The 12230-nt window shown below is 62.6% G+C and carries 22 protein-coding genes; all 22 read right to left on the bottom strand.

Features of this window, described 5'->3' with window-relative positions; all coding sequences use genetic code 11:
• Nucleotides 1–6 precede the first annotated feature (6 nt).
• The 22 genes from CXY82_RS15870 to rpsJ all read right to left on the bottom strand — a co-directional run bounded on the left by CXY82_RS15870 (nt 7) and on the right by rpsJ (nt 11620).
• Complete coding sequence (locus tag CXY82_RS15870; RefSeq protein ID WP_104171763.1) at nt 7–651, bottom strand: adenylate kinase; 645 nt, start codon at nt 649–651, stop codon at nt 7–9.
• Nucleotides 648–1970, bottom strand: coding sequence for a preprotein translocase subunit SecY (gene secY, locus CXY82_RS15865; protein WP_104171762.1), 1323 nt, complete (start codon nt 1968–1970; stop codon nt 648–650). Before secY ends, CXY82_RS15870 begins: the two co-directional genes overlap by 4 nt.
• A gap of 98 nt (nt 1971–2068) precedes the next feature.
• Nucleotides 2069–2626, bottom strand: coding sequence for a 50S ribosomal protein L15 (gene rplO / locus CXY82_RS15860; RefSeq protein ID WP_104100954.1), 558 nt, complete (start codon nt 2624–2626; stop codon nt 2069–2071).
• Nucleotides 2626–2808, bottom strand: a complete 183-nt coding sequence (gene rpmD / locus CXY82_RS15855; RefSeq protein ID WP_174235710.1) for a 50S ribosomal protein L30 — start codon at nt 2806–2808, stop codon at nt 2626–2628. Before rpmD ends, rplO begins: the two co-directional genes overlap by 1 nt.
• Nucleotides 2808–3479 (bottom strand): 30S ribosomal protein S5, encoded by a 672-nt coding sequence (gene rpsE / locus CXY82_RS15850; RefSeq protein WP_104101028.1) that lies wholly within the window; start codon nt 3477–3479, stop codon nt 2808–2810. Before rpsE ends, rpmD begins: the two co-directional genes overlap by 1 nt.
• A 35-nt stretch (nt 3480–3514) precedes the next feature.
• Nucleotides 3515–3886 (bottom strand): 50S ribosomal protein L18, encoded by a 372-nt coding sequence (gene rplR / locus CXY82_RS15845; RefSeq protein ID WP_104171761.1) that lies wholly within the window; start codon nt 3884–3886, stop codon nt 3515–3517.
• Between the two features lie 2 nt (nt 3887–3888).
• Nucleotides 3889–4425, bottom strand: a complete 537-nt coding sequence (gene rplF, locus CXY82_RS15840; RefSeq protein WP_104100956.1) for a 50S ribosomal protein L6 — start codon at nt 4423–4425, stop codon at nt 3889–3891.
• Between the two features lie 6 nt (nt 4426–4431).
• Nucleotides 4432–4830 (bottom strand): 30S ribosomal protein S8, encoded by a 399-nt coding sequence (gene rpsH, locus CXY82_RS15835; protein ID WP_104100957.1) that lies wholly within the window; start codon nt 4828–4830, stop codon nt 4432–4434.
• A gap of 118 nt (nt 4831–4948) precedes the next feature.
• On the bottom strand, nt 4949–5551 hold the full coding sequence (gene rplE, locus CXY82_RS15830) for a 50S ribosomal protein L5 (RefSeq protein ID WP_104171760.1): 603 nt from the start codon (nt 5549–5551) through the stop codon (nt 4949–4951).
• A complete protein-coding gene (rplX, locus tag CXY82_RS15825) occupies nt 5551–5910 on the bottom strand; it encodes a 50S ribosomal protein L24 (RefSeq protein WP_104171759.1) in 360 nt (119 codons plus the stop codon). The genes rplE and rplX overlap by 1 nt, the downstream gene beginning before the upstream one ends.
• 3 nt (nt 5911–5913) lie before the next feature.
• Complete coding sequence (gene rplN / locus CXY82_RS15820) at nt 5914–6282, bottom strand: 50S ribosomal protein L14 (protein ID WP_104100960.1); 369 nt, start codon at nt 6280–6282, stop codon at nt 5914–5916.
• A gap of 33 nt (nt 6283–6315) precedes the next feature.
• A complete protein-coding gene (gene rpsQ, locus CXY82_RS15815) occupies nt 6316–6615 on the bottom strand; it encodes a 30S ribosomal protein S17 (protein ID WP_104100961.1) in 300 nt (99 codons plus the stop codon).
• A gap of 2 nt (nt 6616–6617) precedes the next feature.
• The gene (gene rpmC / locus CXY82_RS15810) at nt 6618–6956 is read right to left on the bottom strand and encodes a 50S ribosomal protein L29 (protein WP_104171758.1); all 339 of its coding nucleotides are present in this window, start codon (nt 6954–6956) and stop codon (nt 6618–6620) included.
• Nucleotides 6956–7375: a 50S ribosomal protein L16 gene (gene rplP, locus CXY82_RS15805; RefSeq protein WP_104100963.1), complete on the bottom strand. Its 420-nt coding sequence runs from the start codon at nt 7373–7375 to the stop codon at nt 6956–6958. The genes rpmC and rplP overlap by 1 nt, the downstream gene beginning before the upstream one ends.
• A 2-nt stretch (nt 7376–7377) precedes the next feature.
• Nucleotides 7378–8139 carry a 30S ribosomal protein S3 gene (rpsC, locus tag CXY82_RS15800; RefSeq protein WP_104100964.1) on the bottom strand — a complete coding sequence of 254 codons (762 nt, stop codon included), beginning with the start codon at nt 8137–8139 and terminating at the stop codon, nt 7378–7380.
• Nucleotides 8139–8504: a 50S ribosomal protein L22 gene (gene rplV, locus CXY82_RS15795; protein WP_104100965.1), complete on the bottom strand. Its 366-nt coding sequence runs from the start codon at nt 8502–8504 to the stop codon at nt 8139–8141. Before rplV ends, rpsC begins: the two co-directional genes overlap by 1 nt.
• A gap of 26 nt (nt 8505–8530) precedes the next feature.
• The gene (gene rpsS / locus CXY82_RS15790) at nt 8531–8812 is read right to left on the bottom strand and encodes a 30S ribosomal protein S19 (protein WP_104100966.1); all 282 of its coding nucleotides are present in this window, start codon (nt 8810–8812) and stop codon (nt 8531–8533) included.
• Nucleotides 8813–8821: 9 nt separating this feature from the next.
• Nucleotides 8822–9661, bottom strand: coding sequence for a 50S ribosomal protein L2 (gene rplB / locus CXY82_RS15785; protein WP_104100967.1), 840 nt, complete (start codon nt 9659–9661; stop codon nt 8822–8824).
• Between the two features lie 25 nt (nt 9662–9686).
• Nucleotides 9687–9989, bottom strand: coding sequence for a 50S ribosomal protein L23 (gene rplW, locus CXY82_RS15780; protein WP_104171757.1), 303 nt, complete (start codon nt 9987–9989; stop codon nt 9687–9689).
• Nucleotides 9989–10639 (bottom strand): 50S ribosomal protein L4, encoded by a 651-nt coding sequence (gene rplD, locus CXY82_RS15775; RefSeq protein WP_104100969.1) that lies wholly within the window; start codon nt 10637–10639, stop codon nt 9989–9991. The genes rplW and rplD overlap by 1 nt, the downstream gene beginning before the upstream one ends.
• Nucleotides 10640–10643: 4 nt before the next feature.
• Nucleotides 10644–11303, bottom strand: coding sequence for a 50S ribosomal protein L3 (gene rplC / locus CXY82_RS15770; RefSeq protein WP_104100970.1), 660 nt, complete (start codon nt 11301–11303; stop codon nt 10644–10646).
• A gap of 8 nt (nt 11304–11311) precedes the next feature.
• On the bottom strand, nt 11312–11620 hold the full coding sequence (rpsJ, locus tag CXY82_RS15765) for a 30S ribosomal protein S10 (protein ID WP_035834607.1): 309 nt from the start codon (nt 11618–11620) through the stop codon (nt 11312–11314).
• Between the last annotated feature and the right edge of the window lie 610 nt (nt 11621–12230).

Raw genomic sequence — 12230 nt, 5'->3', positions numbered from 1 at the left:
ACCGGGTTAGGAGGCGCTGGCTGCGTCTCCGCTGGTGACGGGCACGCTGGTGACGGGCACGCTGGTGACGGGCACGGAGAGTCCGCGCCCGGTCAGTGCCGCAAGGATGCGCCCGGTCACCTCGTCGACGGCGCCGAGGCCGTCGACCGTGACCACGAGACCGCGGGAGGAGTAAACGTCGATCAGAGGAGATGTCTGCTCCTCGTAGACGGAGAGGCGGTGCCGGATGACGTCAGCGGTGTCGTCCGCACGCCCCTGCTCGGCGGCACGCTTGAGGAGTCGGGCGACGACCTCTTCGGTGTCGGCCACGATCAGCACGACGGCGTCGAGTGCGTCACCGTCGGCCTCCAGCAACCGGTCCAGTTCCAAAACCTGCTCCTGCGTGCGCGGGTAGCCGTCCAGCAGGAATCCCTTGGTGGCGTCGGGCTGCTGCAACCTATCGGACACGATCGCGTTGGTGAGGGAATCAGGCACGTACGCACCGGCATCCATGAACGCCTTGACTTGAAGACCCAGCTCGGTGTCGTTCTTCACGTTGAAGCGGAAGATGTCACCGGTGGAGATGGCCGGAACGTCGAAGGCCTCGGACAGGCGCTCGGCCTGAGTTCCCTTGCCCGCGCCGGGCGGGCCGATCAGCAGCAAACGGGTCATCGGAGAAGCCCTTCGTAGTGGCGCTGCTGGAGTTGTGCGTCGATCTGTTTGACCGTCTCGAGTCCGACACCGACCACGATCAGGATGCTGGCGCCACCGAACGGGAAGTTCTGGTCGGCTCCGATCGCGGAGAACGCGATCAGCGGCAGCAGGGCGATCAGGCCCAGGTACAGGGCACCGGGCAGCGTCACCCGGGTGAGAACGAAGTCCAGGTACTCGGCGGTCGGACGACCGGCACGTATGCCCGGGATGAATCCGCCGTACTTCTTCATGTTGTCGGCGACCTCTTCGGGGTTGAAGGTGATCGCGACATAGAAGTAGGTGAATCCGACGATGAGGAGGAAATACAGCGCCATGTAGAGCGGATCGTTGCCCTGCGTGAGGTTGTTGGTGACCCAGGTGACCCACGCTGCCGGCGCCTGTCCGGCCGCCGGCTGGTTGAACTGCGCGATCAGGGCCGGAAGGTACAGCAGTGACGACGCGAAAATGACGGGCACGACGCCGGCCATGTTCACCTTGATCGGGATATACGTGTTGTTCCCGCCGTAGGTGCGGCGTCCGACCATCCGTTTGGCGTACTGCACCGGGATGCGACGCTGGGACTGCTCGACGAAGACCACGGCGGCGACCACGACCAGACCGACCGCGATCACGATCATCAGGATGTCGAGGCCCTTCTGCTGCCCGATGGAGGCGAGCGATCCCGGAAAGAGGGCCGCGATCGAGGTGAAGATCAACAGTGACATGCCGTTGCCGATGCCGCGCTCGGTGATGAGCTCACCCATCCACATGATCAGGCCGGTGCCGGCGGTCATGGTGATGACCATGAGCATGATGGCGTACCAGGCGTCGTTGGTGAGCAGCTGCGAGCACTCGGCGCTGGCGGACGTGCCGTAGAGCGCTCCGCTGCGGGCCACCGTGATCAGCGTCGTCGACTGAAGGATCGCGAGGGCGATGGTGAGGTACCGAGTGTACTGGGTGAGCGTGCCCTGTCCGGACGCGCCTTCCTTGTGCAGTGTCTCAAAATGTGGGATGACCACGCGCAGGAGCTGCACGATGATCGAGGCCGTGATGTACGGCATGATGCCGAGCGCGAAGACCGACAGTTGCAGCAGGGCGCCGCCGCTGAAGAGGTTGACGAGCTCATAGAGGCCGCTGGCGTCCTGGTTCGCCGCCAGACACGATTGAACGTTTCCGAAGTCGACGAAGGGGGCAGGGATGAACGAGCCCAGTCGGAACAGGGCAACGATACCCAGACTGAACCCGATTTTCCTGCGCAGGTCGGGTGTGCGGAATATCCGCGCGATGGCGCTGAACACAATGCCTCCAGTTAATAACGTGAAAAACGAGCTTGTCGAGACCAGCATCGAAAGATTTCGATTGGTGGCCTCGACAAGCTCGCTCAGCGTCTACGGACTTACTTGATTGAGCCACCCGCAGCGACGATCTTCTGCTCTGCTGAGCCGGAGACCTTATCCACTGCAATGTTCAGCTTAACCGCAATGTCACCATTGCCGAGAACCTTGACCTTCTCGTTGTCGCGAACGGCACCCTTGGCGACCAGGTCGGCGATGGTCACATCGCCGCCGTTCGGGTAAAGCTCGGCGAGCTTCTCGAGGTTGACGACCTGGTACTCGACGCGGAACGGGTTCTTGAACCCGCGCAGCTTCGGAGTACGCATGTGCAGCGGCATCTGGCCACCCTCGAACCCGATGCGCACGTTGTAGCGCGCCTTCGTACCCTTGGTTCCACGGCCGGCGGTCTTACCCTTGGATCCTTCACCACGACCGACACGCATGCGCGACTTCTTGGCTCCTGGGGCGGGGCGAAGGTGGTGAACCTTCAGAACCTGCTCGCGCTTCTCGGTCGGAGCAGCCTTCACTGCGACCTTGGCGGAGGCAGCCTTCTTGGGGGCTGCCTTCTGTGCAGTGGCGGGCTTGGCGGCTGCCGTGGCAGCTTCCTTCTCGTCAGCCATTAGTCAATCTCCTCGACCTTTACGAGGTGAGCAACGGTGTTGACGTAACCACGGTTCTGCGAGTTGTCCTCGCGAATCGTGACTGCGCCAATGCGCTTGAGACCCAGGCTGCGAAGCGTGTCGCGCTGGTTCTGCTTCTCACTAATTTTGGACTTGATCTGTGTCACTTTGAGGCGAGCCATCAGGCACCTGCCTTTGCTGCCGCTGCAGCTGCTGCTGCGGCGGCGTCGGCACGCAGGAAGCGCGCCGGAGCGACGTCTTCGTACGCGAGGCCACGACGAGCCGCAACTGCACGCGGCTCTTCGAGCTGGTGCAGGGCCTCGACCGTGGCGTGAACGATGTTGATGGTGTTCGACGAACCGAGCGACTTGCTGAGGACATCGTGGATGCCCGCGCACTCGAGAACGGCGCGCACCGGGCCACCGGCGATAACGCCGGTACCGGCGGCGGCGGGACGCAGCAGGACGACGCCGGCTGCGGCTTCACCCTGCACGGGGTGCGGGATCGTCAGACCGACGCGGGGAACGCGGAAGAAGTTCTTCTTCGCTTCTTCGACGCCCTTGGAAATAGCGGTCGGCACCTCGCGGGCCTTGCCGTATCCAACGCCGACGAGGCCGTTTCCGTCACCGACGACGACGAGAGCGGTGAAGCTGAAGCGACGACCACCCTTCACCACCTTGGAAACGCGGTTGATGGTGACGACGCGCTCCAGGAACTGGCTCTTGTCGGCATCGCGGCTTCCGCGGTCCTTGTTCGGGTTGCGCTCACGACCGCCACGACGAGCCTCACGAGGCTCGTTCTGGGCAGGTGCCGTTGAGGCAGCGGTTTCGACGGGTGCCTCTGCGGCCACCACGGTCCCCTTGGTTGCTGTGCTAGCGGTTTCAGTGCTCACAGGTTCAATCCACCCTCTCGAGCTCCATCGGCGATCGCAGCAACGCGTCCTGCGTACTTGCTTCCGCCACGGTCAAATACGACGGCGTCGATGCCGGCGGCCTTCGCACGCTCGGCGACGAGTTCGCCGACCTTGCGGGCCTTGGCGGTCTTGTCACCATCGAAGGTGCGCAGACCGTCTTCGAGCGTGGACGCCGAAGCAAGGGTGAAACCCTTGCTGTCATCGACGACCTGCACGAACACGTGGCGAGCCGAACGGGTCACGACGAGACGCGGACGAAGCGCGGTCCCCTCGATCTTTTTGCGAAGACGTGTATGCCTGCGTCCGCGGGCAGCGGCCTTGCTCTTACCTCTAGTTCCGAGACCCATGGTTACTTACCACTCTTTCCGGCCTTGCGGCGAACAATCTCGCCGGCGTAACGCACACCCTTGCCCTTGTAGGGCTCCGGCTTGCGAATCTTACGGATGTTGGCGGCGACCTCGCCGACAGCCTGCTTGTCGATGCCACCGACCGTGAGGCGGTTGACGCTCTCCACGGTGAGGGTGATGCCGGCAGGTGCCTCGACGAGGACCGGGTGCGAGAAGCCGAGGGCGAACTCGATCGAGCTGCCCTTCTGGGCGACGCGGTAACCGGTACCGACGATCTCGAGAGACTTGGTGTAACCCACCGTCACCCCGATGATCTGGTTTGCGATCAGCGTGCGAGTCAGACCGTGCAGCGAACGCGAGTTGCGCTCGTCATTCGGGCGTGTGACGACGACGTGGCCGTCCTCGATCTTGACCTCGATGGGGTTCGCGACGGTGAGCGCGAGCTCGCCTTTCGGACCCTTGACGTTGACGCGCTGGCCTTCAGTGGCGACCGTGACATCCGCGGGAATCGGGATGGGAAGTCTTCCAATACGTGACATTGTCGGCTACCACACGTAGGCGAGAACTTCTCCGCCTACGCCCTTCTTCTCAGCCTGGCGGTCGGTGAGCAGACCGCTGGAGGTGGACAGGATGGCAACGCCGAGACCACCGAGAACGGTGGGGATTTCGGTCGACTTTGCGTACACGCGCAGGCCGGGCTTGGAAACCCGCTTGATGCCGACGATGGAACGCTCGCGGTTCGGACCGAACTTGAGGTTGAGCGTGAGGGTCTTGCCGACCACTGCATCCTTGACATCCCACGCCGAGATGTAACCCTGTGCCTTGAGAATGTCTGCGATGTTCGCTTTGAGCTTGCTGTGCGGCATGGACACGGTGTCGTGGAACGCCGAGTTAGCGTTGCGCAGTCTGGTCAGCATGTCTGCGACCGGATCTGTCATTGTCATTTGTGGTGCCTTTCTCGCCTGGTTTCGTTCATCCGTTACACGGGTGACGACCTTGGTCGTGGTGGGGCTGGACGGTTGTCCAGCCCCGGATTTGTAGTACAAGAGCCAAAGAGTTAGTTTACTTTGTGTTTTCGGCCGTCTTGAACGGGAAGCCCAGCGCCTTGAGCAGCGCGCGGCCTTCTTCGTTGTTCTTGGCCGTCGTCACAACCGTGATATCCATACCGCGGATACGGTCGATCCGGTCCTGGTCGATCTCGTGGAACATGACCTGCTCGGTGAGACCGAAGGTGTAGTTACCGCTGCCATCGAACTGCTTGTCGCTCAGACCACGGAAGTCGCGGATGCGCGGAAGCGCCAGGCTCAGGAGCCGGTCGAGGAACTCCCACATGCGGTCGCCACGAAGTGTGACGTGCGTGCCGATGGGCTGTCCTTCACGCAGTTTGAACTGCGCGATCGACTTACGGGCCTTGGTGACCTGCGGCTTCTGACCGGTGATCTTGGTGAGGTCGGAGACGGCGCCATCCATGATCTTGCCGTCGCGTGCTGCCTCGCCAACACCCATGTTCACGACGATCTTGACCAGGTTCGGAATCTGGTGAACGTTGGTGAAGCCGAGGTCCTTGCTGAGCTGGGCCATGATCTCATCGCGGTACTTCTGCTTGAGACGCGGCAGGACGGCCTCAACGGCGGCTTCTGCTGCTGCAACTGAAGTGTCGGTCATCAGAGGTCCTTCCCTGACTTCTTGGCGTAACGGATGCGGACCGTCTTGGTGACGCCGTCCTTCGTTACTTCTTCGAGGCGGAATCCGACGCGAGTCGGCTTCTTGGTCTCCGGGTCGACGAGGGCCACGTTGGACACGTGAATCGGCGCCTCCATGGTCTCGATGCCGCCGGTCTTGGTGCCGCGCTGGGTCTGGCCCACGCGAACGTGCTTGGTGACGAAGTTGATGCCCTCAACGAGGACCCTGTTCTTCTCCACCAGGATGGCAATGACCTTGCCCTGCTTGCCACGGTCTCCGCCGCGGGCCTGGGTGCGGCCGGTGATGACCTCTACGAGATCACCCTTTTTGAGTCTGGCCATGATTTAGATAACCTCCGGTGCCAGCGAGATGATCTTCATGAACTTCTTGTCGCGAAGCTCGCGACCGACCGGTCCGAAGATTCGGGTGCCGCGGGGGTCACCTTCGTTCTTCAAAATCACTGCGGCGTTCTCATCGAACTTGATGTACGAACCGTCTGAACGACGGGTCTGCTTTTTGACGCGAACGACGACGGCCTTGACGACGTCGCCCTTCTTGACGTTGCCGCCCGGGATCGCGTCCTTGACCGTGGCGACGATGGTGTCGCCGAGGCCTGCGTAGCGACGGCCGGAGCCGCCGAGCACGCGAATGGTCAACAGCTCCTTGGCACCCGTGTTGTCGGCAACCTTGAGTCGTGATTCTTGCTGAAGCACTTTTTATACCCTTCTATCAAGTAAGCGCGAGGCTTACTTGGCCTTCTCGAGGATCTCGACCAGGCGCCAGCGCTTGGAGGCGCTGAGCGGACGGGTCTCACTGATCAGGACCAGGTCGCCGACGCCGGCGATGTTCGCCTCGTCGTGAGCCTTCAGCTTGGACGTACGGCGGATGACCTTGCCGTACAGGGGGTGCTTCACGCGGTCTTCGACCTCGACAACGATGGTCTTATCCATCTTGTCGCTGGTCACGTAACCACGCAGCGTCTTGCGGTAGCCGCGAACGAGAGCCTCAGCCTCGGCAGCGACGACCTTTTCGTCAGTCTTCGCCATGACTAGGCCTCCTTCGTCTGGGCGGCGTCGGCCGCAGCGGAGTCGTCAACGGACTCCACTGCAGGCTTTGCCTTCTTGGTCTTCTTCTCAGCCTTGGCCGGAGCCTCGACTGGTGCGGGAGTCGGACGAATGCCCAACTCGCGCTCACGGAGAATCGTGTAGATGCGAGCGATGTCGCGCTTGACCGCGCGGAGGCGGCCGTGGCTCTCGAGCTGGCCGGTGGCCGACTGGAAGCGAAGGTTGAAGAGTTCTTCCTTCGCCTTCTTCAGCTCATCGAACAACCGCTCGTTTTCAAAAGTGTCGAGCTCGACTGAGGCGAGCTCCTTGGATCCGATCGCCATTATGCGTCGCCCTCCTCGCGCTTGATGATGCGTGCCTTCAAGGGCAGTTTGTGGATAGCGCGGGTCAGCGCTTCCTTTGCGACGATGTCAGTGACACCGCTGAGTTCGAAAAGCACGCGACCGGGCTTGACGTTGGCAACCCACCACTCGACGGAACCCTTACCGGAACCCATGCGGGTTTCGGCCGGCTTCTTGGTGAGCGGGCGGTCCGGGTAGATGTTGATCCAGACCTTGCCGCCGCGCTTCATGTGACGGGTGATCGCGATACGAGCGGACTCGATCTGACGGTTGGTCACATAGGCGGGCGTGAGGGCCTGGATGCCGTACTCACCGAACGACAGCTCGGTACCACCGGTTGCGTGGCCGGTACGGCCCGGGTGGTGCTGCTTGCGGTGCTTGACTCTGCGTGGAATCAACATGGTTATGCCTCAACTCCTGCTGCAACCGGTGCCGCTGCCTCTGCGCGGGGCGCACGACGCGGTCGGTCGTCACGACGCTCGGGGCGGGTCGACTTAGCGTTGGCCTGCTCGCGAGCGAGTTCCTTGTTGGTGATGTCGCCCTTGTAGATCCAGACCTTCACGCCGATGCGGCCGAAGGTGGTCTTGGCTTCATAGAACCCGTAGTCGATGTTCGCGCGCAGAGTGTGCAGGGGCACACGGCCTTCGCGGTAGAACTCCGAACGGCTCATCTCGGCGCCACCCAGGCGACCGGAGACCTGGATGCGAACACCCTTGGCACCGGCGCGCTGGGCACCCTGCAGGCCCTTACGCATCGCGCGGCGGAATGCCACGCGAGCGGAGAGCTGCTCGGCGATGCCCTGAGCGACCAGCTGAGCGTCGACCTCGGGGTTCTTCACCTCGAGGATGTTCAGCTGGATCTGCTTGGCGGTGAGCTTCTCGAGGTCGGAGCGAATGCGCTCGGCCTCCGCGCCGCGGCGACCGATCACAATGCCCGGACGGGCGGTGTGGATGTCGACGCGAACGCGGTCACGAGTGCGCTCGATCTCGATGCGGGACACGCCGGCGCGGTCGAGACTGGTGCTCAACAGGCGGCGGATCTTGACGTCTTCAGCGACGAAGTCGCTGTAACGCTGGCCCGGCTTCGTGCTGTCAGAGAACCAACGCGACACGTGGTCGGTCGTGATTCCCAGACGGAAGCCATAGGGGTTTACTTTCTGACCCATTACTTCGTACCCTCCTCAGGAGTGGCGAGCACAACCGTGATGTGGCTCGTGCGCTTCTTGATCTGGAATGCGCGACCCTGTGCACGGGCCTGGAAACGCTTGAGGGTCGTACCCTCGTCAACGAACGCCTGGCTGACGAACAGGTCCTGCTCGTCGAGGAAGGTGTTGGCTGCATCAGCCTTGACTCGCGCGTTGGCGATTGCCGAGGCAACCAGCTTGTACACCGGGTCGCTCGCGCCCTGCGGCGCAAACTTCAGAATTCCCAGGGCCTCGAAGGCCTGCTTGCCGCGGATCAGGTTGACAACGCGACGAGCCTTCTGGGGGGTAACGCGGATGTGACGCACGCGTGCGATCGACTCCACCATTTCTTATCCTCCTTCACGTCCCCGCGTTAGCGGCGACGGCCCTTCTTGTCGTCCTTCACGTGTCCACGGAAGGTGCGGGTGGGCGCAAACTCGCCGAGCTTATGCCCGACCATGCTCTCGGTGACGAACACCGGGATGTGCTTGCGTCCGTCGTGCACGGCGATGGTGTGCCCGAGCATGCCGGGGATGATCATCGAACGGCGCGACCAGGTCTTGATTACGTTCTTGCTGCTGGCTTCGTTCGCCTTGACAACCTTGCGAAGCAGGTGGTCGTCAACGAACGGGCCTTTCTTGAGACTGCGTGGCATCGTCTACTCCTACTTACGCTTCTTGCCGACGGTACGGCGACGAACGATGAGCTTGTCGCTTTCCTTGTTCGGGTGGCGGGTACGCCCTTCTTTCTGGCCCCAAGGGCTGACGGGGTGACGTCCACCGGACGTCTTACCCTCACCACCACCGTGCGGGTGGTCGACCGGGTTCATGGCGACACCACGAACGGTCGGGCGAACGCCTTTCCAGCGCATCCGGCCGGCCTTGCCCCAGTTGATGTTCGACTGCTCGGCGTTGCCGACCTCGCCGATCGTGGCGCGGCAGCGGGCGTCGACGTTGCGGATTTCTCCGGACGGCAGGCGCAGCTGGGCGTAGATGCCATCCTTCGCAACGAGGCGAACGGATGATCCGGCGGAGCGGGCCATCTTGGCGCCACCGCCCGGACGCAGTTCGACCGCGTGGATGATGGTACCGGTCGGGATGTTCTTCAGCGGCAGGTTGTTGCCGGGCTTGATGTCAGCACCGGCGCCCGACTCTACGATGTCGCCCTGGTTCAGCTTGTTCGGGGCGATGATGTAGCGCTTGGAGCCGTCCATGAAGTGCAGGAGCGCGATGCGCGCCGTGCGGTTGGGGTCGTACTCGATGTGAGCAACCTTGGCGTTGACGCCGTCCTTGTCGTTACGACGGAAGTCGATCAGACGGTACTGGCGCTTGTGTCCACCACCGATGTGACGGGTGGTGATGCGACCCTGGTTGTTACGGCCACCGGTCTTGGACAGGGGGCGAAGCAGGGACTTCTCCGGCGTGGAGCGGGTGATCTCTGCGAAGTCTGCAACAGATGAACCGCGACGACCGGGAGTCGTGGGCTTGAACTTACGAATAGCCATTTCTTATTCCTCTAGTCCGCGCCGCTTAGCCGACGGCCGTGAAGATGTCAATGGAACCGGACTTGAGCGTGACGATGGCACGCTTGGTGTCCTTGCGCTTGCCCTGACCGAACTTCGTGCGACGCGTCTTGCCGATGCGGTTCATGGTGTTGATCGAAGCGACCTCCACCTTGAAGATCTTTTCGATCGCGAGCTTGATTTCGGTCTTGTTCGAGCGCGGGTCCACGATGAAGGTGTACTTGCCTTCGTCGATCAGGCCATAGCTCTTCTCAGAGACGACCGGAGCGAGGATGACGTCGCGGGGATCCTTGTTGATCGGGGTAGCCATTATGCGGACACCTCTTCCTTCTTGGTCTTGCTCGCCACGAACGCGTCGAACGCGCCCTTGGTGAAGACGATGTCGTCGCTGACGAGAACGTCATAGGCATTCAGCTGGTCCCACGGCAGAACGTGCACCGTCGGCAGGTTGCGGATGCTGCGCAGTGTCAGTTCGTCGGTGCGCTCCAGGACGACCAGCACGTGCTTGCTGCTGGCGATCTGGCTGAGCAGCTCGATGGCGCCCTTGGTGCTGGGCGTCTCGGCGCTGAAGAGTGCGGTCACGACGTGCAGGCGGTCGCCACGGGCGCGGTCGGAAAGGGATCCACGCAGTGCTGCCGCGATCATCTTCTTGGGGGTGCGCTGTTCGTAGTTACGCGGGGTCGGTCCGTGGACGATTCCACCACCGGTCATCTGAGGGGCGCGGATCGAGCCCTGACGAGCGCGACCGGTTCCCTTCTGCTTGAACGGCTTGCGGCCGGAACCGGAAACCTCGCCACGACGCTTGGTCTTGTGAGTTCCCTGACGTGCGGCAGCGAGCTGCGCGACGACGACCTGGTGGATCAACGGGACGTTGGTCTGAACGTCAAAGATTTCGGCGGGCAACTCAACGGAGCCGGCCTTCTTACCCTTGGCGTCGATGAGATCGAGTGAGGTAGTCATACGACTAGGCTCCCTTCACTGCATTGCGGACGAATACGAGGCGGCCCTTGGCGCCGGGAACGGCACCCTTGACCAGCAGGAGGCCCTTCTCGGCATCCACGGCGTGAACCTTGAGGTTCAGCACGGTGACGCGCTCGCCACCCATACGACCGGCCATGCGCATGCCCTTGAAGACACGGCTCGGGGTCGAGGAAGCACCGATGGAACCGGGCTTGCGGTGGTTGCGGTGCGAACCGTGAGAGGAGGAAACACCCTTGAAGTTGTGACGCTTCATAACACCGGCGAAACCCTTGCCCTTGCTGGTGCCCATGACGTCGACCTTGGTACCGGCAGCGAACACACCGTCAACGGTGAGTTCCTGGCCCAGGGTGTAGTCAGCGGCATCCGCAGTGCGGAGCTCGGTGAGGTGACGGCGAGGCGTGACGCCTGCCTTTTCGAAGTGTCCGGCGGAAGGCTTGTTGACCTTGCGCGGATCGATGGCCCCGGCAGCGATCTGGACGCCGGCGTAACCGTCGATGTCCTTGCTGCGGATCTGGGTGACAACGTTGGGCGAGATTTCGATGACGGTGACGGGAACGAGCTTGTTGTTCTCGTCCCACACCTGCGTCATGCCGAGCTTCTTGCCGAGGAGACCCTTGGTGGTCTTGGTATCTGAGTAAGACATCGCGGGCCCTAGAGCTTGATCTCGATGTTGACGTCGGCCGGCAGGTCGAGACGCATGAGCGAGTCGACAGCCTTCGGGGTCGGGTCAATGATGTCGATCAGACGCTTGTGGGTGCGCATTTCAAAGTGCTCCCGGCTGTCCTTGTACTTGTGAGGGGAACGGATGACACACACCACGTTCTTCTCGGTCGGAAGCGGCACGGGGCCGACGACAGTCGCACCCGCGCGGGTCACTGTGTCGACGATCTTGCGCGCCGAGATGTCGATGACCTCGTGGTCATACGACTTAAGTCGAATGCGGATTTTCTGTCCCGCCATGTCGAACTCGCTTTCTTGTCAAGGCTTCGTACATCCCGAGGGGCTGCATTGGACGCCGTAGTAGCACTGCTGCTGTCGCACCACTGTTCATCTGTCAATTTCGGCAGGGCCGCGGAGCGGTCATGCCGAGCCAACCCGCTTCTCCACACTCGCGCGTGAGGGAAGGCATGGATTTACCCAGCTTTCCCGGCTGTTGGTTTGAGCTATGTTCTGCTACCCGCGGCCTAACTGTGCACCTGGCGCCTTTCACGGCGAACGGCACAAGCTATGCACTACCTGGCAGTGATCCCGACACCGCGTGCAGCGCGGCAGTCGAAAGTGTTGAACTAGAAGAGTCTGCCACAGGGTTGGGTCATTGTGCAACCCGGGCGTGTCGCGGGCGGCGTGTCGCCACATCCGCGTCGTTCCGCGGCTCGGCCGGCTCTCGCCCCGGGCGCGTCGCCGCCACCATTCACGCCTCGCGCGGGTGCTGCGCCGCTCCGCGCGGGGCACGCCACCAGCGCAGCGGCGCAACACCCGCGCACCACCGGCACCTCACCGAAACTGGAGTCGCGGGCGCCCGATCGGCAGCCCCAACTGCAGCAGCCGAGTGCGCAGCCGGCTCTGACTC

The organism is Cryobacterium sp. M23 (assembly GCF_002929655.1).
Taxonomy (GTDB): domain Bacteria; phylum Actinomycetota; class Actinomycetes; order Actinomycetales; family Microbacteriaceae; genus Cryobacterium; species Cryobacterium sandaracinum.
Note: the sequence above shows the minus strand (reverse complement) of the source record. Positions and strands in the feature narration are given on the sequence as shown.

Bases quoted from the DNA above. Each gene is read 5' to 3' on its own strand.
- rplO (WP_104100954.1), bottom strand. From the start codon at position 2,626: ATGGCTGACGAGAAGGAAGCTGCCACGGCAGCCGCCAAGCCCGCCACT.
- rpmD (WP_174235710.1), bottom strand. From the start codon at position 2,808: ATGGCTCGCCTCAAAGTGACACAGATCAAGTCCAAAATTAGTGAGAAG.
- rpsH (WP_104100957.1), bottom strand. From the start codon at position 4,830: ATGACAATGACAGATCCGGTCGCAGACATGCTGACCAGACTGCGCAAC.
- rplV (WP_104100965.1), bottom strand. From the start codon at position 8,504: ATGGTGGAGTCGATCGCACGCGTGCGTCACATCCGCGTTACCCCCCAG.
- rplD (WP_104100969.1), bottom strand. From the start codon at position 10,639: ATGACTACCTCACTCGATCTCATCGACGCCAAGGGTAAGAAGGCCGGC.
- rplE (WP_104171760.1), bottom strand. From the start codon at position 5,551: ATGACCGACACTTCAGTTGCAGCAGCAGAAGCCGCCGTTGAGGCCGTC.
- rplC (WP_104100970.1), bottom strand. From the start codon at position 11,303: ATGTCTTACTCAGATACCAAGACCACCAAGGGTCTCCTCGGCAAGAAG.
- rplW (WP_104171757.1), bottom strand. From the start codon at position 9,989: ATGGCTACCCCGATCAACAAGGATCCCCGCGACGTCATCCTCGCTCCG.
- rplR (WP_104171761.1), bottom strand. From the start codon at position 3,886: ATGGGTCTCGGAACTAGAGGTAAGAGCAAGGCCGCTGCCCGCGGACGC.
- rplP (WP_104100963.1), bottom strand. From the start codon at position 7,375: ATGTTGATTCCACGCAGAGTCAAGCACCGCAAGCAGCACCACCCGGGC.
- rpsQ (WP_104100961.1), bottom strand. From the start codon at position 6,615: ATGGCGAAGACTGACGAAAAGGTCGTCGCTGCCGAGGCTGAGGCTCTC.
- rplF (WP_104100956.1), bottom strand. From the start codon at position 4,425: ATGTCACGTATTGGAAGACTTCCCATCCCGATTCCCGCGGATGTCACG.
- rplB (WP_104100967.1), bottom strand. From the start codon at position 9,661: ATGGCTATTCGTAAGTTCAAGCCCACGACTCCCGGTCGTCGCGGTTCA.
- rpsJ (WP_035834607.1), bottom strand. From the start codon at position 11,620: ATGGCGGGACAGAAAATCCGCATTCGACTTAAGTCGTATGACCACGAG.
- CXY82_RS15870 (WP_104171763.1), bottom strand. From the start codon at position 651: ATGACCCGTTTGCTGCTGATCGGCCCGCCCGGCGCGGGCAAGGGAACT.
- rplX (WP_104171759.1), bottom strand. From the start codon at position 5,910: ATGGCCAGACTCAAAAAGGGTGATCTCGTAGAGGTCATCACCGGCCGC.
- rpsS (WP_104100966.1), bottom strand. From the start codon at position 8,812: ATGCCACGCAGTCTCAAGAAAGGCCCGTTCGTTGACGACCACCTGCTT.
- rpsC (WP_104100964.1), bottom strand. From the start codon at position 8,139: ATGGGTCAGAAAGTAAACCCCTATGGCTTCCGTCTGGGAATCACGACC.
- rpmC (WP_104171758.1), bottom strand. From the start codon at position 6,956: ATGGCGATCGGATCCAAGGAGCTCGCCTCAGTCGAGCTCGACACTTTT.